The 22585-nt window shown below is 74.1% G+C and carries 19 protein-coding genes, 1 tRNA gene and 1 pseudogene; 13 read left to right on the forward strand and 8 right to left on the reverse strand.

Features of this window, described 5'->3' with window-relative positions:
• Positions 1 to 167: 167 nt before the first annotated feature.
• Together ACZ4QV_RS14590 and ACZ4QV_RS14595 are read right to left on the reverse strand one after the other, a co-directional pair.
• On the reverse strand, positions 168 to 1106 hold the full coding sequence (locus tag ACZ4QV_RS14590) for an NAD-dependent epimerase/dehydratase family protein (RefSeq protein ID WP_361587300.1): 939 nt from the start codon (positions 1104 to 1106) through the stop codon (positions 168 to 170).
• A gap of 158 nt (positions 1107 to 1264) precedes the next feature.
• A tRNA-Leu gene (locus tag ACZ4QV_RS14595) sits at positions 1265 to 1352 on the reverse strand.
• Positions 1353 to 1586: 234 nt separating this feature from the next.
• Between ACZ4QV_RS14595 and ACZ4QV_RS14600 the strand changes: the two genes are divergently transcribed.
• The 3 genes from ACZ4QV_RS14600 to ACZ4QV_RS14610 all read left to right on the forward strand — a co-directional run bounded on the left by ACZ4QV_RS14600 (position 1587) and on the right by ACZ4QV_RS14610 (position 4326).
• Positions 1587 to 2912 carry a M20/M25/M40 family metallo-hydrolase gene (locus ACZ4QV_RS14600; RefSeq protein ID WP_031010741.1) on the forward strand — a complete coding sequence of 442 codons (1326 nt, stop codon included), beginning with the start codon at positions 1587 to 1589 and terminating at the stop codon, positions 2910 to 2912.
• 189 nt (positions 2913 to 3101) lie between these two features.
• A complete protein-coding gene (locus ACZ4QV_RS14605; protein ID WP_361154179.1) occupies positions 3102 to 3335 on the forward strand; it encodes a chaplin in 234 nt (77 codons plus the stop codon).
• A 142-nt stretch (positions 3336 to 3477) separates the two neighbouring features.
• On the forward strand, positions 3478 to 4326 hold the full coding sequence (locus tag ACZ4QV_RS14610; RefSeq protein WP_467762946.1) for a chaplin: 849 nt from the start codon (positions 3478 to 3480) through the stop codon (positions 4324 to 4326).
• Between the two features lie 324 nt (positions 4327 to 4650).
• Here ACZ4QV_RS14610 and ACZ4QV_RS14615 read toward each other — a convergent pair whose 3' ends face one another.
• Entirely contained in the window at positions 4651 to 4839 is a 189-nt protein-coding gene (locus ACZ4QV_RS14615) for a DUF5703 family protein (RefSeq protein ID WP_003986762.1), read from the reverse strand.
• 47 nt (positions 4840 to 4886) lie between these two features.
• Between ACZ4QV_RS14615 and ACZ4QV_RS14620 the strand changes: the two genes are divergently transcribed.
• Positions 4887 to 5588 carry a hypothetical protein gene (locus ACZ4QV_RS14620; protein ID WP_125048006.1) on the forward strand — a complete coding sequence of 234 codons (702 nt, stop codon included), beginning with the start codon at positions 4887 to 4889 and terminating at the stop codon, positions 5586 to 5588.
• Positions 5589 to 5671: 83 nt separating this feature from the next.
• Here ACZ4QV_RS14620 and ACZ4QV_RS14625 read toward each other — a convergent pair whose 3' ends face one another.
• Complete coding sequence (locus ACZ4QV_RS14625) at positions 5672 to 8275, reverse strand: helix-hairpin-helix domain-containing protein (RefSeq protein ID WP_467762947.1); 2604 nt, start codon at positions 8273 to 8275, stop codon at positions 5672 to 5674.
• Positions 8272 to 9255 carry an aldo/keto reductase gene (locus ACZ4QV_RS14630; RefSeq protein WP_361154172.1) on the reverse strand — a complete coding sequence of 328 codons (984 nt, stop codon included), beginning with the start codon at positions 9253 to 9255 and terminating at the stop codon, positions 8272 to 8274. Before ACZ4QV_RS14630 ends, ACZ4QV_RS14625 begins: the two co-directional genes overlap by 4 nt.
• Positions 9256 to 9453: 198 nt before the next feature.
• Between ACZ4QV_RS14630 and ACZ4QV_RS14635 the strand changes: the two genes are divergently transcribed.
• Complete coding sequence (locus tag ACZ4QV_RS14635) at positions 9454 to 10509, forward strand: LLM class F420-dependent oxidoreductase (RefSeq protein WP_361154170.1); 1056 nt, start codon at positions 9454 to 9456, stop codon at positions 10507 to 10509.
• Between the two features lie 531 nt (positions 10510 to 11040).
• Positions 11041 to 11391: pseudogene (locus ACZ4QV_RS14640) on the forward strand (ferritin-like domain-containing protein); the annotation flags it as partial.
• A 13-nt stretch (positions 11392 to 11404) separates the two neighbouring features.
• On the opposite strand, the gene corA reads toward ACZ4QV_RS14640, so the two are convergent.
• Positions 11405 to 12388, reverse strand: coding sequence for a magnesium/cobalt transporter CorA (gene corA / locus ACZ4QV_RS14645; RefSeq protein WP_361154167.1), 984 nt, complete (start codon positions 12386 to 12388; stop codon positions 11405 to 11407).
• Between the two features lie 130 nt (positions 12389 to 12518).
• On the opposite strand from corA, the gene ACZ4QV_RS14650 reads away from it, so the two are divergent.
• The 5 genes from ACZ4QV_RS14650 to ACZ4QV_RS14670 all read left to right on the forward strand — a co-directional run bounded on the left by ACZ4QV_RS14650 (position 12519) and on the right by ACZ4QV_RS14670 (position 17544).
• Entirely contained in the window at positions 12519 to 13217 is a 699-nt protein-coding gene (locus tag ACZ4QV_RS14650) for a histidine phosphatase family protein (RefSeq protein WP_361154165.1), read from the forward strand.
• Between the two features lie 129 nt (positions 13218 to 13346).
• Positions 13347 to 13937, forward strand: a complete 591-nt coding sequence (locus ACZ4QV_RS14655; protein WP_078624393.1) for a DUF3090 domain-containing protein — start codon at positions 13347 to 13349, stop codon at positions 13935 to 13937.
• Between the two features lie 221 nt (positions 13938 to 14158).
• Positions 14159 to 14977: an SCO1664 family protein gene (locus tag ACZ4QV_RS14660; RefSeq protein ID WP_467762981.1), complete on the forward strand. Its 819-nt coding sequence runs from the start codon at positions 14159 to 14161 to the stop codon at positions 14975 to 14977.
• A 212-nt stretch (positions 14978 to 15189) separates the two neighbouring features.
• Entirely contained in the window at positions 15190 to 16419 is a 1230-nt protein-coding gene (mshC, locus tag ACZ4QV_RS14665; RefSeq protein WP_361587294.1) for a cysteine--1-D-myo-inosityl 2-amino-2-deoxy-alpha-D-glucopyranoside ligase, read from the forward strand.
• 174 nt (positions 16420 to 16593) lie between these two features.
• On the forward strand, positions 16594 to 17544 hold the full coding sequence (locus tag ACZ4QV_RS14670) for an SMP-30/gluconolactonase/LRE family protein (protein WP_361154158.1): 951 nt from the start codon (positions 16594 to 16596) through the stop codon (positions 17542 to 17544).
• A 42-nt stretch (positions 17545 to 17586) separates the two neighbouring features.
• Here ACZ4QV_RS14670 and ACZ4QV_RS14675 read toward each other — a convergent pair whose 3' ends face one another.
• Both ACZ4QV_RS14675 and ACZ4QV_RS14680 read right to left on the reverse strand, forming a co-directional pair.
• Positions 17587 to 18777: a serine hydrolase domain-containing protein gene (locus ACZ4QV_RS14675; RefSeq protein WP_361639445.1), complete on the reverse strand. Its 1191-nt coding sequence runs from the start codon at positions 18775 to 18777 to the stop codon at positions 17587 to 17589.
• Positions 18778 to 18926: 149 nt separating this feature from the next.
• On the reverse strand, positions 18927 to 20090 hold the full coding sequence (locus ACZ4QV_RS14680) for a PAC2 family protein (protein ID WP_361639447.1): 1164 nt from the start codon (positions 20088 to 20090) through the stop codon (positions 18927 to 18929).
• A 328-nt stretch (positions 20091 to 20418) separates the two neighbouring features.
• Here ACZ4QV_RS14680 and ACZ4QV_RS14685 point away from each other — a divergent pair, with 328 nt between their 5' ends.
• The gene (locus tag ACZ4QV_RS14685) at positions 20419 to 21744 is read left to right on the forward strand and encodes an enolase C-terminal domain-like protein (RefSeq protein WP_361639449.1); all 1326 of its coding nucleotides are present in this window, start codon (positions 20419 to 20421) and stop codon (positions 21742 to 21744) included.
• On the forward strand, positions 21741 to 22556 hold the full coding sequence (locus ACZ4QV_RS14690) for an SDR family NAD(P)-dependent oxidoreductase (protein WP_361154147.1): 816 nt from the start codon (positions 21741 to 21743) through the stop codon (positions 22554 to 22556). Before ACZ4QV_RS14685 ends, ACZ4QV_RS14690 begins: the two co-directional genes overlap by 4 nt.
• Positions 22557 to 22585: the final 29 nt, after the last annotated feature.

The raw sequence follows: 22585 nt of genomic DNA on the forward strand, positions 1-22585 counted from the left end.
GGGTGTCCGCCTGAGGGAGAGCTCGTCGCGACGGCGACCGGTTGCCACGGTCGCGCGGCGCCGGCGCGATGAGCCGCTGCCACGTGGTGGCGGGGACTGCCGTTCAGCCGCCCCCCACATGACGCTCGTCCGTGGCCACGGCCGCCCACGGACCCTTCGGCCCGCTGTCACCCTTCAGCCGTCCGGCCGCGCCACCAGTCCACCGTCGCTTCGAGCTGACGGTCGAGAGGCGTGGCGTCGGCGGCGAACGCGGCACGGTACGCACCGGAGTCCACCACGAACGGCCGGTCGAACTGGTAGCGGACTTCCCGAAGTTCCCGCAGCAGGGGCGAGACGACCGACGCGGCACGCAGCACCGCGGACGGCAGCCGGCGCACCGGGACCGGCGGCACCCCCGCCTGCGCCGCGAGCTTGCCGGTCATCTCCCGTACCGACAGAGGCGGCAGGGTCGGCACGTGCCAGGCCCGCCCCCACGCCCGCTCCTCCTCCGCGACCTCGACCAGGGTCCGCGCCACATCGGGGAGATAGGTCCAGCTGTGCGGCGCGTCCGGATCACCGAGGACGGACACCGGTTTGCCGCGCAGCAGCCGCGGCACGACCCGGGCGGCCAGGTGACCGCCGTCGGTCACCCCCGGGCCGAAGAAGTCCGAGGCGCGCACCTCCACCGCCCGGACGCGGCCCTTCTCGTGCAGCGCGAGCGCCTGCTCCCAGATACGGGCCCGTGTACGCCCTTTGGGACCGGTCGCGGCCAACGGCAGCGATTCCTTCATCTCCCCCCGAACCGGGCCGTACCCGTAGAGATTTCCCAGCATGACGAGCACCGCGCCGGTCGCCTCGGCCGCCTGGCCGACCGCGGCGGCCAACGGCGGCCAGTCGCGCGTCCAGCGGTGGTAGGGCGGCGCGGCACAGAGGTGGATCGCCGCCGCGTCCCGCGCGGCCGCCGTCAGCCGCCCGGGGTCCGCGGCGTCCAGCGCGACATGCTCGATCCCCGGCTCCGCGCGCCCACCCGACCGCGTGACGACCCGTACCGCACGCCCCTTGTCCGCCAGCATCCGCGCGGTGGCCGCCCCGGCCGGGCCGTGACCTATGACGACGTGAACACTCATGCGCGCAGGGTAGCGAGCGGAGATCGGTCGGGCGCCGTCGGCTCCGGTCGTATGCCATCGGGGACCTGTCGCATTCCGCCGACGAGCGGTCACGTACGCCGCGCCGCCGCCCGCCGCGCAGAACGCAGAAGAACCCCAGCCGAGCTGGGGTTCCTTGTTGGTGTCCGAGGGGGGACTTGAACCCCCACGCCCGATAAAGGGCACTAGCACCTCAAGCTAGCGCGTCTGCCATTCCGCCACCCGGACCAGGTGTCTGTCGGTGCGGCCCGCTGGGCCGTTCCGACATGGAAAACAATAGCAAACGTTCAGGGGTGGTCGATCACGGCCGTCCAGCGTCAGGGGTACGCCTGTGACCAGCGCATGTCGGGAGTATTGCGGCCTTGGGCGCAGCGCCGCCGAGAGGGAGGATGGCGGTGGACCCCCGCCGCGGTCCGTGCCCCACCGGGAGGACGGCGCGGCCGTGAACCATGAGGAGGCAGTGTGAGCGAGTCGCAGCCGGCCCGTACGGTCACCGGCGAGGACGAGGTCGTCGACCTGTGCCGGGACCTGATCAGGATCGACACGAGCAATTACGGTGACCATTCCGGCCCCGGTGAGCGCGCGGCCGCCGAGTACGTGGCGGAGAAGCTCGCCGAGGTCGGCCTGGAGCCGCAGATCATCGAGTCGCACAAGGGGCGCGCCTCGACGGTGGCCCGCATCGAGGGCACGGACCCGTCGCGGCCCGCGCTGCTGATCCACGGCCACACCGACGTGGTGCCCGCCAACGCGGAGGACTGGACCCACCACCCGTTCTCCGGCGAGATCGCGGACGGCTGCGTGTGGGGCCGCGGCGCGGTCGACATGAAGGACATGGACGCGATGACCCTCGCGGTCGTCCGCGACCGGCTGCGCTCCGGCCGCAAGCCGCCGCGCGACATCGTGCTGGCCTTCCTCGCCGACGAGGAGGCGGGCGGTGTGTACGGGGCCCGGCACCTCGTGGACAAGCACCCCGGCGTCTTCGAGGGCGTCACGGAGGCCATCGGCGAGGTCGGCGGCTTCTCCTTCACCGTCAACGAGAACCTGCGGCTCTACCTGATCGAGACGGCCCAGAAGGGCATGCACTGGATGCGGCTGACCGTGGACGGCACGGCCGGTCACGGGTCGATGACCAACAGCGACAACGCGATCACCGAGCTGTGCGAGGCGGTCGGGCGGCTGGGACGGCACAAGTTCCCGGTACGGGTGACCAAGACCGTCCGGTCCTTCCTCGACGAGCTGTCGGACGCCCTGGGCACCGAGCTGGACCCGGAAGACATGGAGGAGACCCTCGCCAAGCTGGGCGGCATCGCGAAGATCATCGGCGCCACGCTGCAGAACACCGCGGCGCCGACCCAACTGGGCGCCGGCTACAAGGTCAACGTCATCCCGGGTCAGGCGACCGCGGCCGTCGACGGCCGGTTCCTGCCCGGCCACGAGGAGGAATTCCTCGCCGATCTGGACCGGATTCTCGGCCCGCGGGTCAAGCGCGAGGACATTCATGCCGACAAGGCACTGGAGACCGGTTTCGACGGCCCTCTGGTGGCGGCCATGCAGTCGGCACTGAAGGCCGAGGACCCGATCGCGCGGGCCGTTCCGTACATGCTCTCCGGCGGTACGGACGCGAAGTCCTTCGACGACCTCGGTATCCGGTGCTTCGGTTTCGCGCCGCTCAAGCTGCCGCCGGAGCTGGACTTCGCCGGGATGTTCCACGGCGTGGACGAGCGGGTGCCGGTCGACGGACTGAAGTTCGGTACGCGGGTACTCGACCGGTTCATCGAGCAGAGCTGACCGGTGAACTGCCGCGGCGCGGCGCGGAAAACCGGGCTCTGACGTGGTGCGCGACCCGCACGGTCGGCCAGGTGTACGCATGTAGCCGGAACGGGTGAATGGCGTCATAGGCTCGTAGCTTCATCACCTACTCCTCGTTGCAGAGGGTGCGGTCCGCGGCTGGGACCGCATTGCCAACAAGGAGGAATAATGATCAAGAAGGTCGTCGCTGCCGCGGCTGCCACCGGCGGTCTGGTGCTCGCTGGCGCGGGCATCGCCGTCGCCGACGCGGGGACACAGGGCGCTGCCCTGAACTCCCCGGGCGTCATTTCGGGCAACACCCTCCAGGTCCCGATCCACGTGCCGATCAACCTGTGCGGCAACACGATTGACATCATCGGGCTGCTGAACCCTGCCTTTGGCAACACCTGCGTCAACGACTGACGCGGTGCCTGAATCCGTAAGGCTGTAACCCGGTCGGCTCCGGAGTGCGCGCCATGCACTCCGGAGCCGACGGGTGTTCCGGCCCGCGCCGCGCGACGCGCCGCGGGCCATTCGGAAGTCAGAGGCAGGGGAGAGCGAACCTATGCGACAGGTCGCGAAAAAGGGCCTGATCACGATGGCGGCAGCGAGCGGTGTACTGGCCGTCGCGGGCAGCTACGCGCACGCGGATTCCGGTGCGCAGGGGAATGCGGCGCATTCCCCGGGGGCGTTGGCCGGCAATGCCGCCCAAATTCCCGTGGACATCCCGGTGCAAGCCTGCGGGAATTCCGCGAACGTCGTCGGGCTGCTGAATCCCGCCATGGGAAACCGCTGTGACAACGGCGGCTCGTCCGGCGACCGGAGCGACGGCGCCGCCGGGCGCGGCGGTGGCGGCGCGGGCGCCCAGGGCTCGGCGCAGGGCTCGCCCGGCGTCGGCTCGGGCAACCAGGTGCAGGCGCCGATCCACGCGCCCGTCAACGCCTGCGGCAACTCGGTGTCGGTCGTCGGCGTCGGCAACCCCGTCAACGCCAACGGCTGCGCGGGCGAGGGCGGCAGTACCGGCGACGGCACCGGTACGGTCACCGACCACGGCTCGACGCCGGGCACCCCGGCCGGACAGGACCCGCGGCCGTCCGACGGCCGGCCGGACCCGCGGGCCCCGGGCGGCTCGACGTCCCCGGCCGAGGACCGCGCGGGCGAACCGGCCCGCCCGGCCGCCCCGGGGCACCGGCCGCACACGACGGACACGGCGGGCGCCGTGCAGGAACGGGCCCCGCAGGTCCGGAAGGAGGAGTCGACGCCGCGTACGCAGATCGTCACCCCGCCCGGGGACGAGGAGCACTTCCTCGCCCAGACCGGTGCGGGAGCGCTCGGCATCGCGCTGCCGGCGAGCGCGGGCCTGCTGATCGGCGGCGCGGTGCTGTACCGCCGCGCGCGTTCCGCACGGGCCTGACCGTCCGCGGGCGCCGTGCCCGGGACCGGCCCGGCCGCCGGGCGTACCGAACGGGCGCCGGCGGTGCCGGACGGTCGCGCACCGGCCCGGCCGCGCCGTCAGACCGGCACGTCAGAGCGGGCCCCGCGCCGGCGGGGCCCGCTCTGACGTATGCGGAGGTGTCGGGAAGGGTGCTGCCGGCCGGCGGCCCGTCGTGCACGAGCCTCTCGTACCGGCGCCCTTCGTGCGCGGGGCTGTCCGGCACCGGCTCGTACGGCTCGTACGGAACCGGGGATTCCGGGAGCGATCACGCGGTCCGGTCCGTGCCGCGGCGGCCGTGGCGGTTCACCAGGTCGCCCGGATCTGGCGGATGATACGGCGGCGCAGCCGCACGCGGCGGCTGCCGTCAGGGTTGAGGCGCAGACGGTCCAACTCCCAGTGTCCGTACTCGGCATGGTCGGTCAGCAGGCGTGTGGCGGCCTTGCGGGAGACCCCTCGCGGCACATACACATCGCAGAATTCGTATTCCGGCATCGCATCTATTGTGCGGGACCGGCCCCGGTACGGATAGCGTCTGCACTATGTCTGATGCTGCGCAGCCTTCCGCTGCCGAGGTACGTGCCGCCGCCGAGGCGGTAAAAGCCGCGCTGGACCGTCACCTCGACGCGGTCGAACACCGCTCGGGCCAGGACGATCCCGCCGTCTACGCCGCGTTCGACGAACTCGCCGCGGCGGCTGAGGCGTACGACGAGCTGCTGTACGACACCTATGACGAGGTCACTCCCTTCGAGATCCCCGGCAACGACACCCTGCCCGCCTACGCGGGCCCGGAGGAACCCAGCGCGCTCAGCGTGCTGATCCGGCGCGACTACGCGGTGGTCGAACCACAGCGGCTGCTCTCGCAGGCGCAGCGGATCGCCGACCTCGATCCGGAGTCGGCCGCCGACGCCGCGGCGGAGGCCAGGGCGGTCAACGGCGGTACGGGATCGGTGGCCGGCGTGGTCGGCAGCAGTGTGCACGCGGCGCTGGGCGTGCTCTTCGGGGAGTTCGAACCGGACGAGATCGCCACCCGGCACAAGGAGTTCGGCCTGGAGGAGGGCGACTCCACCCTGTGGGTCGTCGCCGCCGACGAGACGCCGGAACCGGGGGAGTGGCTGTCCGCGCCGTTCGACCAGACCGATCCGCAGCGGGTGGTGTGCCGCTTCGACGTCAGCTCCGTCTTCGACGAGGAACTGGGCGCCGATGACGACGACGTACTGGAGACACTCGACGGGGACCGCTGACGGCGTACGGACGCCCTGTCGGGTGGCGGTGCCAGGGCGGCGCGTACCGACGCGCCGCCCCCCCCGCACCGGGCGTGGTGCGGTCAGCCGGCCGACGCGTCCGCCGTGGCCTGCGCCGTGTGCAACTGGAGCAGCGTCCGCAGACGGGTGGTGCGCTCCTTCGCCGGAATCTCCGCGACCGCGCGCGGCAGCGCCTGGTCGACGCCCTGCACGACGGACAGATGGCGCTCGGCGCGGCTGAAGGCGGTGTACACCCAGGAGCGGGTGAGGCCCTTCGCGGCGTCGCCCGGCAGGACGGCCACCACGGCGGGCCAGCGCGCCCCGGCCGCCTGGTGGGCGGTGACGGCCCACCCGTGCCGGACCGTGTCCGGGCCCACCCGCTCACGCGGTACGACCACGGGGGAGCCGGCGCAGTCCAGGTGCAGGCCGGCCGCGTCGGCTCCGGTGACCCTGCCGGTGACCGTACGGCCGGGGGCGGGGGAGTAGGCGACGCGGTCGCCCGGGTCGAAGCCGCCGAACCGGCCGGGGCCGGGGTTGAGCCGCTCCTTGAGGGCCGCGTTCAGCGCGCGGGTGCCCGCGGCACCGCCGTGGCCGACGGTGACGACCTGCGTCTGCTCGGCGGGCACGCCGATCGCCCGGGGCACCGAGTCGGCGACGAGCTGGACGGTACGGTGCACCGCCTCGCCGGGATCGCGCGCCGGGATGATCACTACTTCCTTGCCGGGCGCCTCGACCTGGTGCAGCTCACCGATGCCGATGCCGGAGACCAGCTCGCCGACCGGCCCGAAGTCCGGGGTGCGGGAGGCGACCTGGGGGCAGCAGCGGGCGGCCAGTACGTCCGCGAAGAGCCGGCCCGGACCGGCCGACCACAGCAGGCCGGGGTCGCCGCTGAGCACCAGCCGGGCGCCGTCGGTCAGCGACTCCACGAGCAGTGCGGCGGTCTCCAGGTCCAGTTGGGGCGCGTCCAGGACGACGAGCAGGTCCAGGGCGAGCGCGCCGTCCGCGTCCCGGCCGGGGCCTTCGCGGCCGGCCAGCAGCCCGGAGAGCGTGACGGCGGCCTCGGAGGCGTCTCCGGGCGCCGGGGCCGCCGCCGGGCCGGTGTACGTGCCGACGGCCTCGGCGAGGTGCCGGGCCAGGCGGGTGCGGCCGTCCGGGGTGTGTGTGGCACCGCACGCCCGCAGACCGAGCGCGCGGGCCGCGGCGATCAGCGCGGCGGGCTCGGCGCGGGCGGCCTCGGCTCCGGTGTGCGCGACCAGGCCGCTGCGGGCCGCGGCACGGATCAGCTCAGCGGCGGAAGGGGAGGGGGCGGCCGCGGCGGCGGCGTCCCACGCGGCGGCGGAGGGCTGCCGTACGGCCCGTACGGGGATGTCGTCCTGTACGGGGACGTCGGCCCGTGCGGAGGCGTGGTCCCGTACGGAAGCGTCGTCCTGTGCGGAGGCGTGGTCCTGTCCAGAGGTGTCGTCCTCGGGTGTGCCGTCGCCCGGCTCCGAGGGGCCGTCGTGCTCCGGTGCGCTGACCGCGGCCGGTTCGCCATCCGCGCCGGTGGGCTCCGCGTCACCGGGCTCCTCGCTACCGGGCTCCTCGTCGGAGGGCTCCTCGAAGGTGTTGAGCAGCCGCGCCAGGCCGTCCGCGACGCTCTCCTCGGCCATGGCGAACCGGTCCAGCCCGAGCAGGACCCGGACCGGCTGTTCCTCGTCCTCGTCGCCGGCCGACGGACGGGCTCCGCCGGGCGTCTCGACGGCGTCCTGGAAGACCAGCACGGCTCCCTCGGCGATGGCCGTCTGCAGGGCCTCGTCCGGATCCGGTACGGAGCGCTGGGCGAGCGCGGCGCGCAGCGCGGGCGCCTCCAGCGCCGAGTGCCCCGCCAGCGCGGCCTGCTCCAGCAGCCAGCCGACCAGGGCCTGCGCACGCCGGTCGTCGTCCGGGCCGCAGGCCGGGCCGAGCAGCGCCCGCGCGAAGCCGTCGGCCTGCTCGGGACGGACACCCGGTACGGCGAGCAACTGCCACGGGTCCTCGCGCAGCGCCTCCGCCGCGCGCTCGCCGAGCGTCTCGGCGGTCTTCTCGGCCAGGGTCTCCGGGGCGCCGCCCGCCGTCAGGACCTGCCGCACGCCGTCGAGACCGGGGGCCAGGTCCGCGGTCGTGGCCGGATGGGGCGTCGTGTGCGTGGCGGGGGCGGGGCGGCCGCCGCCGTCACCGCCCGGGGCCGGACGGGTGTGGCCGGGGGAGCCGTTCTGGTCGGAAACGGCGGTGGCCTGCGGCGGGGCTCCCGCCGGGCCGCCGCGCTCCGGGGCGCCCGTCGCGGGGGCCGGTACGGCGCCCTGGGGCTTCCGGGCGCCCGCCGCCGCACCGGCGCCGCCCGACCGGGGCGACCGCTCGGTGAAGAACGAGTCCGCCGACCGCTCCCCGCTCTCCACGGCCCGCACGGCCGCCGCCAGCGCGGCGGCACTGGGCGCGCCACCCCGCGCGGCGGGGGCGGCGGCTGCCGGGGCGGCCGGAGCGGTGGCGGCGTCCGAGGCGGTGGTGGCGGGCGCGTCCACCATCGGACCGTCCCCGTCCGCCCCGGGCCCGCCGTCGCCTTCCGCCGCACCGTCGCCTTCCGCCGCGCCCTCGGCCTCCTCGGGAGCGGTCTCCGGGCCGGGCGCGGTGGGCTCGGGCGCGTCCTCGTCCGGGAGGCGGTCGGTACTCACAGCGTGCTCCAGTCGTGGTCGGGATAGTGGTGCACCGGGGCCGAGACATCGTCCAGGGCCCGGCAGATCTCGTCAGGAAGACTAAGGGTCTCCACTGACAAAGCGGCTCTGAGCTGCTGCGCCGTGCGTGCGCCGACGACCGGGGCGGTGACGCCCGGCCGGTCGCGCACCCAGGCGAGGGCCACCTGCAGCGCGGTGGCGGCGAGCCCGTCGGCGGCCGTGGTGACCGCCTCGACGATCCGGCCCGCCGTGTCGTCCAGGTACGGGGCGACGAAGGGCGCGAGCTGCTCCGAGGCGCCGCGCGAGTCGGCCGGGGTGGCGTGCCGGTACTTGCCGGTGAGCACCCCGCGGCCCAGCGGCGACGAGGGCAGCAGGCCGACGCCCAGGTCACGCGCCGCGGGCAGCAGCTCCCGTTCGATGCCGCGCTGGAGGAGGGAGTACTCCATCTGGGTGCCGGCCAGCCGCGTGCGCAGGGTCGGGGCGGAGAGCTGCCAGGTCGCCGCCTTGGCCAACTGCCAGCCGGAGAAGTTCGAGACGCCGACATAGCGCGCGCGGCCGGTGGCGACGGCGATGTCGAGCGCCTGGAGGGTCTCTTCGAGCGGGGTGTGCGGGTCGAAGGCGTGCAACTGCCAGAGGTCCACGTAGTCCGTGCCGAGACGTTCCAGCGAGGCGTCCAGCGCGTCCAGGAGGTGGCGGCGGGAGCCGTCGACGCGGCGGTCCGCGTCCAGGACGCTGCCCGCCTTCGTGGCGATGACCAGGTCCCGGCGCGGCACCAGCCCCTCGCAGAGCCGGCCGAGCAGATACTCGGCGCCGCCGTCGGCGTACACGTCCGCGGTGTCCACGAGGGTGCCGCCGGCCTCCCAGAACACCTTGAGCTGCTCGGCGGCGTCGTGCTCGTCGGTGTCCCTGGCCCAGGTCAGGGTGCCGAGGCCGAGACGGGACACGCGCAGGCCCGTACGGCCGAGGTGCCTTTGCTCCATGAGCCCTGAGATTACTGGCCCGTCGGCCGGCTCACGGGACCCTGTGGACAACCGGCCGTGCGCTGCGCCGCCGGCCTGTGGACAACTCCGGCGGCCCGCCGCGCCGCAGGCCCGCGGCCGGTCGGCCGGTGACGGCCGGCGCCACCCCGCGCTAGAGTCCCCGGAACACCGACGTTACTGATCAGTAAGGGGAGCGGTATGAAGCTCGGGATCAACCTCGGCTACTGGGGCGCCGGGATGGACGCGGACAATCTGGCCGTCGCGCAGGAGGCCGACCGGCTCGGCTACGCGGTGTGCTGGGCGGCCGAGGCGTACGGCTCCGACGCCCCCACCGTGCTCTCCTGGGTCGCCTCGCAGACCGAGCGCATCGACGTCGGCTCGGCGATCTTCCAGATCCCGGCCCGTACGCCCGCGATGACCGCGATGACGGCCGCCACCCTCGACTCGCTGTCCGGCGGCCGCTTCCGCCTGGGCCTGGGCGTCTCGGGGCCGCAGGTCTCCGAGGGCTGGTACGGCGTGAAGTTCGACAAGCCGCTGGCCCGTACCCGGGAGTACGTCGAGATCGTCCGTAAGGCGATGACCCGCGAGCGGCTGTCCTACGAGGGTCAGCACTGGACGCTGCCGCTGCCCGGCGGCCCGGGCAAGCCGCTGAAGCTGACGGTGCACCCGCAGCGCGCGCACATCCCGCTCTACATCGCCGCGATCGGTCCCAAGAACCTCACCCAGACCGGTGAGATCGCCGACGGCGCGCTGTTGATCTTCCCGTCCGCCGACCACCTGGAGGAGACGGCGATCACGCACATCCGGGCCGGCCGGGAGAAGGCGGGCAAGACCCTGGAGGGCTTCGACGTCTGCCCGACGCTGCCGCTGGCCGTCGGCGCCGACCAGGACGTCAGCGCGCTCGCCGACACCTTCCGCCCGTACACGGCGCTGTACGTGGGCGGCATGGGCAGCCGCAAGCAGAACTTCTACAACCAGCTCGCGCAGCGCATGGGCTACGAGAAGGAGGCCGCCGAGATCCAGGACAAGTACCTCTCCGGCGACAAGGAGGGCGCGGCGGCCGCGATCCCGCAGAAGCTGATCGACCAGACCACGCTGCTGGGCTCCGTCGAGCGCATCGCGGACCGGATGCAGGCGTACGCGGCGGCCGGCGTGACCACGCTGACCCTCGCGCCCGCCGGCTTCACGCTGGAGGAGCGCATCGCCTCGCTGCGGGCGGGCACCGAGGCACTGGAGCGCGCGGGTCTGGCATAGCCGGCACAAGGGGCCGCGGGAGGCGCCGGACGGGTCCGGACGGCGGGGAGCGGGTGTCGGCCCGGACGGCAGCGGCGCGGGGACGGGCCCGGGCGGCGGGGACGCCGGGCCGGGCACCGGCCCGGGGCAAGCCTGCGGCCGTGGTGGGGGCTCGGGGGTCTTCCCCGCCACGGCCGTCACCCGGCACAACGCGGAGACGGCCCGCGTGGTTACGCCACGGTGCTCCGTCCGGCCGCCGGACCGCCTTCCCGAACGGTTCCGGGCCGTCTCCCGGACCGTCCTCCGCCCCACCTCCCGAGCCCGCTTCGAGCCGGTCCGCAGGCCGTCCGTCATGTCACCTGTCCGGGGGAGTTGGCCGACGCCACGGTTGCCCCCTTCGCCGTACCGCACTGCACTCTTCTTCTGCGCGGGCGGCGTATCGGAGGTGCCCCGGTGCTCTCGGCCAGCGGCGAGGCCCGGGACGGCCGGGAGAACGGGCGGATCGCCGCGCTGATCCCCGCACCGCTACGGGAGCCGGCCCCGAGGCCGCCCGGCACGGTGGTCCTGATGATTGCCCATGACCAGGAGAACCCCCTCGCCTACTGCCACGAGGAGCTGCAGCGGCCGGCGGCGCGGGGCCACGGCCCGGCGGCCCGGCGCGCGCTGCGCGACGCGGCGCGCGCCGAGGCCGAGGTCCACCGGGACGTCAGCCTGGCCGTGCTGGACCACATGGGACGCATCCTGGGCCGGCCGCGGCCGAATTCCGCCCTCCTCGCCGCCGGCATCCGCGCGGTGCACGTCCACGAACGGCTCGCCGGACGGCGCCGGACGGTCTCGCTGCGCCTCCCGGAGCGGCGCGACGCGCTGGGCGGTCCGGCCGCCGCGGCACCCGGGCCCGTCTGAGACGGGCGGCCGCTCAGAGCCAGTCGCGGCGTTTGAAGAGGCGGTACAGCGACAGCTCGATGACCACCATCAGCAGCAGGATGCCGTAGTAGCCCCAGGACCATTTCAGTTCGGGCATGTGCTCGAAGTTCATGCCGTAGACGCCCGCGATCAGCGTCGGTACGGCCGCCAGGGCCGCCCAGGCGGAAATCTTGCGCATGTCGTCGTTCTGGCGCACGCCCATCTGTGCCAGGTGGGCGCTGAGGATGTCGGACAGCAGCCGGTCCAGGCCCTCGACGGACTCGTTGGCGCGGGTGAGGTGGTCACCGACGTCCCGGAAGAACGGCCGTGCCTCGTCGTGCACGAAGGGCACGCCGGGGTTCTGCAGCCGCAGCATCGGCTCCACCAGCGGGTTGGTGGCCCGCCGGAACTCCAGCACCTCGCGCTTGAACGCGTAGATCGCGGCGGCGGTGTTGCCGCTGTCCGACCGGGACGGCGCGAACACCTCCGCCTCCAACTCCTCCAGGTCCACCTGGAGTTCCGTGGCCACCTCGATGTAGTGGTCGACCACCGCGTCACTGACCGCGTACAGCACCGCGGTGGGGCCGTGCCGCAGGACGTCCGGTTCGTGCTCCAGGCGGCGGCGTACGGCGGTCAGCGGGCTGGCCGCGCCGTGCCGGACGACCACGACGAAGGAGTCCCCGAGAAAGATCATCAGCTCGCTGGCCGAGACCGAGCCCGCCGCGTCGTCGTAGGCGATCGGTTTGAGCACCACGAACAGGGAGTCGTCGTACACCTCCAGCTTCGGCCGCTGATGGGCCTTGAGCGCGTCCTCCACGGCGAGCGGGTGCAGCCCGAACTCCCTGCTGACATGGTCGAACTCCTCCGTGGTGGGCTCGTGCAGCCCGAGCCACAGGAAGGAGTGACCCTCGGCGCGCGCCGCTTCGAGGGCGTCGGAGAAGTCCTCCGGCCCTTCGGTGCGGCGGCCGTCCTGGTAGATGGCGCAGTCGACGATCACACGGGGAATTGTCACTCGTCGTGCCGCGTCGTGCCAGGAGCCCCCGCCCGCGCACCCGGTGCGGCGGTCCCGTACCCGGTGCGGCGGTCCCGTGTCCGGCCCGCCACCCCGGGAACGTAGGCTGTCTGCCATGCCCACGCTGATCCTGGTGCGGCACGGCCGCTCCACCGCCAACACGTCCGGCCTGCTCGCCGGGCGGATGCCCGGGGTGACCCTCGACGAGCGGGGCGCCGCCCAGGCCGCCGCGCTCCCCGGCCGCCTCGCGGACCTGCCGCTCGCCGCCGTCGTGAGCAGCCCGCTGGAGCGCTGTCTGGAGACCGTGCGGCCGCTCCTGGACGCCCGGCCCGGCCTGCCGCTGCACGTCGAGGACCGCATCAACGAGTGCGACTACGGTGACTGGTCGGGCCGCAAACTGGCCGAACTCAACGACGAGCCGCTGATGGAGGTCGTCCAGCAGCACCCGTCCGCCGCCGCCTTCCCGGGCGGGGAGTCCATGCGCGCCATGCAGGCCCGCGCCGTGGACGCGGTGCGCGACTGGAACGCCCGGATCGAGGCGGAGCACGGCCCCGAGGCCGTCTACGCGATGTGCTCGCACGGCGACATCATCAAGTCCCTCGTCGCCGAGGCCCTCGGTCTGCACTTCGACCTCTTCCAGCGGATCTCGGTCGAGCCCTGTTCGCTGACCGCGATCCGCTGGACCCGGCTGCGGCCCTACCTCGTACGCCTCGGCGACACCGGCCACTTCGGCGGGCTGGCGCCACGGGCGGACGGCAGTACGGCGGCGGACGACCGGGACGCGGCCGTCGGCGGTGGCGCGGGCGGAGCGTGATCAGCGGGCGCAGTAGGGTGGTGCGACGGCGCTGCCCGCCACACCTCCTGCGTTCCGCACCCGGAAGCCACACCCACAGGAACCGCAGCGACCTCAGTGACCCCGCAGTCGAGCAAACGGAGCAGGACGTTGTCCCGTCAGGTGTTCTTCTACGACGCGCCGGACCGCTTCGTGGCCGGTACGGTCGGGCTGCCTGGCCGCCGTAGCTTCTTCCTCCAGGCGACGGCTTCCGGCCGTACCACCAGTGTCGCCCTGGAGAAGACCCAGGTCGCCGCGCTCGCCGAGCGCGTCGACGAGCTGCTGGACGAGGTGGTGCGCCGCAGCGGCGGCAACGCGCCCGTCCCCGCGGTGGCCCCCGCCGAACTGTCCGACACCGCTCCGCTGGAATCGCCGGTCGAGGAGGAGTTCCGGGTCGGCACGATGGCGCTCGCCTGGGACGGCGACGAACAGCGCATGATCATCGAAGCCCAGGCGCTGGTCGAGCTGGAGGCCGACACCGACGAGGATCTCGCCGAGGCCGAGGAGCGGCTGCTCCAGGACGACGAGAACGGGCCGCCGATGCTGCGCGTACGCCTCACCGGCACGATGGCCCGCTCCTTCGCCAAGCGGGCCCTGGAAGTCGTCAACGCGGGGCGCCCGCCCTGCCCGCTGTGCAGCCTGCCGCTCGACCCGGAGGGACACGTATGCCCGCGTCAGAACGGATACCGGCGGGACGCGTGATGCCGGGGGAGGAGACGGTGGCGCCGCGCGGCGGACCGGTCGGCCGGGCGGCGGCGGACCAGGTGGCGGGCGGCCGTACGGGTGACGGCCAGGGTGACAGCCCGGACGGCGGCCAGGGCACGGGCCCGGACGGCGGCCAGGGCACGGGCCCGGACGGCGGCCAGGGCACGGGCCCGGACGGGCAGGCGAACGGCGACGGGAGCGGCGGGGCGAACGGCGGCATATCCGCCCACGCCGCGGGCCGCCCGGGACGGCTGACCGCCGACGCCCTCACCCACGGCGAGCTGACCGTACGCGGACAGGTCCGCGAGGCGTCCAACGCCGTCCTGTACTGCACGATCACCCACGAGGACGTCAGCGGCACCTGCGTCTACAAGCCCGTCGCCGGCGAGCGTCCGCTCTGGGACTTCCCCGACGGCACGCTCGCCCAGCGCGAGGTCGCCGCGTACGAGCTGTCCCGGGCCACCGGCTGGGACCTGGTCCCCACCACCGTGCTGCGCGACGGCCCGTACGGGCAGGGCATGGTCCAGGAGTGGATCGAGGCGGCGCCCGAGGGCGCGGAGCTGCTGGCGCTGGTCGAGGGGGAGGAGCCGGGGCCCGGCTGGAAACCGGTGGGTTTCGCCGAGGTCGGCGGAGGGCGTACGGCACTTCTGGTACACGCCGACGACGAGCGGCTGCGGCGCCTGGCGGTCCTGGACGCCGTGATCAACAACGGCGACCGCAAGGGCGGCCATCTGCTGCCCGCCGACGGGGGCCGGCTCTACGCCATCGACCACGGCGTCACCTTCAACGCCGAGGACAAGCTGCGTACGCTCCTGTGGGGCTGGGCGGGTGAGCCGCTGACCGAGGAGGCCCGCGAGGTGCTGGAGCGGCTCGCCACGGCACTGGAGGAGGGCGCTCCGCTCGCCGCCCGGCTCGCCGGACTGATCACCGCCGCCGAGCTGGCGGCGCTGCGCGCCCGGGTGGCGGACCTGCTGCGCACCGGTGTGCACCCGCGGCCCGGAGGGGACTGGCCGCCGATCCCCTGGCCGCCGGTCTGAGACGCGGTGGCGGCGGCCCGCGGCGCCCGCCAGGGCGCGGCCGAGGGGCGGCCGGGAGCCTGCCGTGGGGCGTCGTAGCAGGCCCGGGGACTTGCCCAGGCCCTGGCGACGGCTCGGCAAGCACAGATCACCCTTCGGCGCAAGAGAGCCTTCTCGGCCAAGATCCGAGGTCCGGTTCGTATGCGGAACGTGCATCCGGTTACGCTCAAGACATGCATGCATGGCCCGCTTCTGAGGTCCCCGCCCTGCCCGGTCAGGGCCGCGACCTGGAGATCCACGACACCGCGACCGGCGGACGGGTGACCCTCGCCCCCGGTCCCGTCGCCCGTATCTACGTCTGCGGCATCACGCCGTACGACGCCACCCACATGGGGCACGCGGCGACCTACAACGCGTTCGACCTGGTTCAGCGCGTGTGGCTCGACACGAAGCGCCAGGTGCACTACGTGCAGAACGTCACCGACGTCGACGACCCCCTCCTGGAGCGGGCCCTGGCCACCGGCGACGACTGGACCGCGCTCGCCGAGCGGGAGACCGCCCTGTTCCGCGAGGACATGACGGCCCTGCGGATGCTCCCGCCGCGCGAGTACGTCGGCGCCGTCGAGGCCATACCGTGGATCGTCCCGATGGTCGAGCGGCTGCGCGACAGCGGCGCCGCCTACGAGCTCGAAGGCGACATCTACTTCTCCGTCGAGGCCGACCGGCACTTCGGCGAGGTCTCCCGGCTCGACGCCGAGGCGATGCGGGTGCTGTCCGCCGAGCGCGGCGGCGACCCGGAACGCCCCGGTAAGAAGAACCCGCTCGACCCGATGCTGTGGATGGCCGCCCGCGACGGCGACCCCAGCTGGGACGGCGCCTCGCTCGGGCGCGGCCGCCCGGGCTGGCACATCGAGTGCGTCGCCATCGCCCTGCAACACCTCGGCATGGGCTTCGACGTGCAGGGCGGCGGCTCCGACCTCGCCTTCCCGCACCACGAGATGGGCGCCTCGCACGCCCAGGCCCTGACCGGCGAGCACCCCTTCGCCCAGGCGTACGTGCACGCCGGCATGGTCGCCCTGAACGGCGAGAAGATGTCCAAGTCCAAGGGCAACCTGGTCTTCGTCTCCCAGGTGCGGCGCGACGGCACGGACCCGGCGGCGATCCGCCTGGCCCTGCTCGCGCACCACTACCGGGCCGACTGGGAGTGGACGGACGCGGTCCTGGACGAGGCCGTGGAGCGGCTGGCGCGCTGGCGTGCCGCGGTCTCCCGCCCGGACGGCCCGTCGGCCGACGCGCTGCTGGAGGAGATCCGTACGGCGCTGGCGGACGACCTGGACTCGCCGGCCGCGCTCGCCGCGGTCGACCGCTGGGCCGCCGCGCAGGCCGCGGACGGCGGCAGCGACGAGGGCGCGCCCGGCCTCGTGTCGCGGGCCGTGGACGCACTGCTCGGCGTCGCCCTGTGACGCGCTGACCAGCCACCGGCGAAACGGTTCGCCGCCTCCCTTCCTTCCGGGGCGTTCCCTCTCACGAGGGAGCGCCCCGCTTCACTTGTGAAGACGTGCCGGTGCGGCGTACGGCGGGCTCCGGGCTGTGCTGGGCTGAGTGGTCCCAGGCACCCCGCAGGAAGGACGCGCACCATGTCACGTTCCCTGTCCCGCCGAAGACTGCTCGCCACCGCCACCGCACTGGGCGCCGGCGCCGCACTCGGGCCCCTGGCCGCACCGGCCCGCGCGGGCGGCCGGTGGCCGACCACGATCCCCCTGCCCGACGGGTTCCGGCCCGAGGGCATCGCCATCGGCCCCGGCCCGTACGCGTACTTCGGCTCCCTGGCCGACGCCTCGGTCTACCGCGCCGACCTGGCCACCGGCCGGGGACGGCTGATCACCGGCAGCCTCGGGACGGGACGGCAGGCCGTCGGCATGCGGACCGACGCCCGGGGACGGCTGTTCGTCGCGGGCGGCCCGGGCGCGCTCCGCGTCGTCGACACCCGCGACGGTGCCGTCCTGGCGGCCTACCGGGCCGGCGACGGGCAGAACTTCGTCAACGACGTCGTCCTCACCCGCGACGCCGCCTACTTCACCGACAGCTTCCGCCCCGAACTCCACGTCCTGCCCCTCGGCAAGAACGGCGAACTGCCCGGCCCCGACGGCCTCCGCACCCTGCCGCTGACCGGCGAATGGGTCCAGGGCGGGGACTTCTCGGCGAACGGCATCGAACGCACCCCGGACGGCACGGCGCTGCTCGTCGTCAACGCCTACGCGGGTGTCCTCTTCCGGGTCGATCCGCGCACCGGCGTCGCCCGCAAGGTGACACACACCGGCCCGCGGCTCGTGAACGGGGACGGGCTGCTGCTCCTGGACCAGGACCTGTACGTCGTGCAGCAGGCCCAGAACGCCGTCGACGTGCTGCGCCTGAACCGCGTCGGGTCGTACGGCCGGGCGATCGCCCGTATCACCGACCCGCGCTTCCAAATACCGACCACCGCTGCCGCCTGGGGGGACCGCGTCTATCTGCCCAACGCGCGCTTCGACGTGGACCCGCCGCTGCCGACCACGACGTACACGGCGGTCGCGGTGGATCGTGTGTGAAGGACCGGCGTTCCGCGGCGGCAGGCGGTGGCCGCCTGCGTCTCAGCGCCTGCCCGGTGCGAAGACGGCCTGTACGAGCCGCTGGGCGACCGGGTTCATCGTCTCGGCCTTGGCGTCGACGGCGTTGACGGAGTACACGAGCGTCCGGCACAGGTTCCGGTCGGCGGCGAAGAGGGTGCTGTAACCCGGGCGGGCACCGCTCTTGCCCCAGAGGATCAGGCCGCCGCCGAGATCCTGGCGTTCGAGTCCGGCGCTCAGCCGGGCGCCCTCGATGTCCGGGACGGTGAACATCTCCGCGTCCAGCAGCGGTTGCGGCACGAGCCTGCCCCGGAACAGCGCGACGAGGAACTTCTCCAGGTCGGCGGTGGTGGAGATCATGTCGCCGGCGGCCCAGCGGTCCGACATGTTCCACTCGGTGGCGTCCACCACCTCGCCGTCCGCCAGGCGCTGGTAGCCCCGGTGGTGCGGGCCGTGGATGCGCGGGTCGGGGCCGTCAGGGAACGAGGTGTGCGTCATGCCGGCCGGACGGAAGATCCGGTTCCGCGCCTGGTGCGCGTACGTGTCGCCGGTGACCTTCTCGATCAGCAGGCCCAGCACGGTGTAATCGATGTTGGCATAGCGCTGCTTCTTGCCCGGCCCCTCGCCCGGCCCCCGGTAGGGACCCTTGGCGACGGACGCCGCGACGACGGCGCGCGGGGTGAGGGTCCGGAAGCGGTTCACGTACCCCTCGGCGTTCTCCGCGCCGAGGGACGCCCCCGGCTGCAGCCCGCTGGTGAAGGTCAGCAACTGCCGTACGGTGATGGGCTCGAAGGTGTCGGTCAGCAGGCCGGGGAGGTAATGCTGCACGGTGCCGTCCAGGTCGAGCTTCCGCTCGGCGGCGAGCTGGAGCACGATCGCCGAGGTGACCGCCTTGGTGGTCGAGCCCGCCCGGAACCGGGCGTTCTCCAGGGGGCCGCGCCCGGTCTTCAAGGAGCGGACCCCGGCGCTGCCGTGCCAGGTCTCCTGCCCGCCCACGCGCACCAGGGCCGCGGTGGTGTCCCGGTCCGGCAGCCCGCGCAGGGCCTGCGCGAGTGCTTCGGTGCCCAGGCTTGTCTGCGGAGTGGACGCGGTCGTGTGCGTGCAGGACGCCCCGGCCGGTGCGGGCGCCGCGGCCGCCGGTACCGCGGTGGCCCCCGTGACGAGCGTGGTGGTCAGGGCGGCGGCCAGGGCTACCGTACGGATGCGGGTGCGCAAGGGGACTCCAAGGGGTGGGCGAGCCGGGGCTCGTTCGTACGAAGACGAAGAGCAGCTTCTCCCGCACGGGCTCACCAAAGATCACCGATGAGGAGGAGCCCGCCCCGGCCGCGCCTTAGGGGACGACCCGGAGGCCGTCCCCGGCGCCGTCAGTCCTCGGAGTCGTCGGCCCGGCCTTCCACCCGGTCGTCCGCCTTGTCGTTCCCTCGGCCGTCTTCCGGTGCCGTGGCGTCCGGCTTCCCGGGCTGCGGTTCCGCGGTGCCCGGGACCCCGGTGTCCGGGCCCGTGGGCTCCGCCGGGCTGTCCGACTCGCCGTTCGGCCCCCTCGTGTCCTTCGGGTCCTTGGGCTCCTTGGGCGCCGGTTTCGGCGGGCGGGTACGGCCGCTCGCCGTGTCGCGCAGGTACGAGCCGTCGCGGCCGTCGGCCACCCCGCCCTCGGTCGCCAGGCCGGGCCCGGCCTGCGGGTCCCGGCGCCGCAGGTAGCGTTCGAACTCCCGGGCGATGGCCTCGCCCGACGCCTCCGGGAGGTCGGCGGTGTCCCGCGCCTCCTCCAGCGACTGGACGTACTCGGCGACCTCGCTGTCCTCCGCCGCCAGCTGGTCCACGCCCAGTTGCCAGGCGCGCGCGTCCTCGCTCAGCTCGCCCAGCGGGATACGCAGGTCGAGCAGGTCCTCCAGGCGGTTGAGCAGGGCCAGGGTCGCCTTCGGGTTCGGCGGCTGCGAGACGTAGTGCGGCACCGCCGCCCACAGGCTGACCGCCGGGACGCCCGCGTGGGTGCACGCCTCCTGGAGGATGCCGACGATGCCGGTGGGGCCCTCGTACCGGGTCTCCTCCAGGTCCATCGTGCGGGCCAGGTCCGGGTCGGAGGTGACCCCGCTGACCGGCACCGGCCGGGTGTGCGGGGTGTCGCCGAGCAGCGCGCCCAGCACCACCAGCATCTCCACGCCCAACTCGTGGGCGAAGCCCAGGATCTCGTTGCAGAACGAGCGCCAGCGCATGCTGGGCTCGATGCCGCGCACCAGCACCAGGTCGCGCGGCTTGCCCTTGCCGTTCGCGTCGGCGATCCGCACGACGGAGAGCCGCGTCGTGGGCCACGTGATCTTGCGGACGCCGCCGTCCAGCCAGACCGTCGGACGGTTGACCTGGAAGTCGTAGTAGTCCTCCGCGTCCAGCGCGGCGAACACCTCCCCCTTCCACTCCCGGTCCAGGTGCGCGACCGCGGCGGAGGCGGCGTCGCCGGCGTCGTTCCAGCCCTCGAACGCGGCCACCATGACCGGGTCGATCAGCTCGGGAACTCCGTCGAGCTCGATCACCCAGCGCCTCCTTCCGACCGGCGCCGCCTCCTCGGGGCGGCCACCGGCAGCAGTTCCATTGCGTGCGCCCCCAGCCTACGGCGTCCGTGGGACCCCGACGCAGCCCCTGTGCACGAACGAGTGTGCATACATCCGACGTGTTCGGATTCCGTCCGGCCCGCCTCCCGCCCGCCCCCCCCAGCGGCCGGCCGGACCCCGCCCCGCGTCCGGGTCCGGACAGCGGCGGGCAACTCCGCCGCGCCCTCTGGACGGTGGTGGGAAGCGGCGCTATACATCGGAGGTCCGGGAAAGGTCCGATGTCCGCCCGCACCTCGCCGGAGGCGTACGCATGGCCGTCACCGCACCCGCGCCCGTCACGGAGGTCGAGGTCCACGACGTCCGCTTCCCCACCTCGCGGCGGCGCGAGGGCTCGGACGCCATGAACCCGGACCCCGACTACTCCGCCGCCTACGTCGTCCTGCACACCGCCGACGGCGGCCGGGGGCACGGCCTGTGCTTCACCCTCGGCCGCGGCAACGACCTCGCCGCCGCCGCGATCCGCGCCCTCGCACCGTCCGTGACCGGCCGCCCGGCCCCCGCGACAGCCGCCGGTCTGGCCGCCCTGCACCGCGACCTGACCCACGACTCGCAGCTCCGCTGGCTCGGCCCGGAGAAGGGCGTGACGCACATGGCGGCCGGGGCGCTCGTCAACGCCGCCTGGGACCTGGCCGCCACCCGCGCCGGCCTGCCGCTGTGGGCGTACCTGGCCGCCATGTCGCCCGAGGAGCTGGTCTCCCTCGTCGACTTCCGCTACCTCACCGACGCGCTGACCCCGGACGAGGCGCTGGCCGTCCTGCGGACCGCCGCACCCGGCCGCGAGGAACGCGCCGCCCGGCTCCGCGCCGAGGGCTACCCCGCGTACGCCACCTCGCCCGGCTGGCTCGGCCACGACGACGCCACGCTCGTACGGCTGGCCGAGCGGGCGGTGGCCGACGGGTTCGGGCAGATCAAACTCAAGGTGGGCGCCGACCTCGACGACGACCTGCGGCGGCTGCGGCTGGTGCGGGAGGCCGTCGGGCCCGCGGTGCGCATCGCGGTCGACGCCAACCAGCGCTGGGACGTGGCCGACGCGGTGCGCTGGATGACCGCGCTCGCGCCGTACCGGCCGTACTGGATCGAGGAGCCGACCAGCCCCGACGACATCCTCGGGCACGCCGCCGTGCGGGCCGGCCAGCCGGTCAAGGTCGCCACCGGGGAGCACGCCGCCAACCGCGTCGTCTTCAAGCAGTTGCTCCAGGCCCGGGCGGTGGACTTCATCCAGATCGACGCGGCCCGGGTGGCGGGCGTCAACGAGAACCTGGCGATCCTGCTGCTCGCCGCCAAGTACGGCGTGCCGGTGTGCCCGCACGCGGGCGGGGTCGGGCTGTGCGAACTGGTGCAGCACCTGGCGATGTTCGACTACGTGGCGGTGTCCGGGAGCCTGGAGGACCGGGCGATCGAGTACGTCGACCACCTCCACGAGCACTTCACCGACCCGGCCGTCGTCGAGGGCGGCCGCTACCGGGCGCCCACAGCCCCCGGTTTCTCGGCCCGGATGAAAACCGCCTCGGTCGCCGCACACCGCTTCCCGGACGGGCCGGTGTGGCGGACCGGGGGACAGGAGGCCGCGGAATGAGCGGCGCCGTCGGACCGCACGCATCCCCGGCCCCTACGGAAGGACGCGACTTCGCCGGCATGGCGGCGATCGTCACCGGCGGCGCATCCGGGATCGGCGCCGCCACCGCCGCCCTGCTGCTGCGCCGCGGCGCCCGCGTCGCCGTACTGGACCGCGACCCGGCCGGGGCACCGCCCGGCACCGTGCCCGTCACGGCCGACGTGACCGACGACGCCGCCGTACGGGCAGCCGTCGCGGCGGCGGTTGACGCGCTGGGCGGAGCGCTGGACACCCTCGTCGGCAACGCGGGCATCGGCGCTGTCGGCACGGTGGAGGACAACCCCGACGAGGAGTGGCGGCACGTCCTCGACGTCAACCTCCTGGGGCTGGTGCGCACCGCGCGGGCCGCCCTGCCGCACCTGCGGCGCACGGCCGCCGCCCGCCCCGGACGAGCCTCGATCACCCACACCTGCTCCATCGCCGCCACGGCCGGACTGCCGCAGCGCGCCCTGTACGGCGCCAGCAAGGGAGCCGTGCTCTCCCTCACCCTCGCCATGGCCGCCGACCACGTCCGCGAGGGCATCCGCGTCAACTGCGTCAACCCCGGAACGGCCGACACCCCCTGGATCGGGCGGCTGCTGGACCAGGCCCCCGACCCGGCGGCCGAGCGGGCCGCGCTCCACGCCCGGCAGCCGACCGGCCGGATGGTCACCGCGGACGAAGTGGCCGCGGCCATCGTCCATTTGGCGTCCCCGGCCGCCTCCGGTATCACCGGCGCCTCCCTCGCGGTGGACGGCGGGATGCAGGGACTGCGCCTGCGCCCCTCCCCCTGAGCCGCAGCGGAGGAACGCGAGCGGGCCCG

The sequence above is a fragment of the Streptomyces sp. NPDC026394 genome, assembly GCF_055567735.1.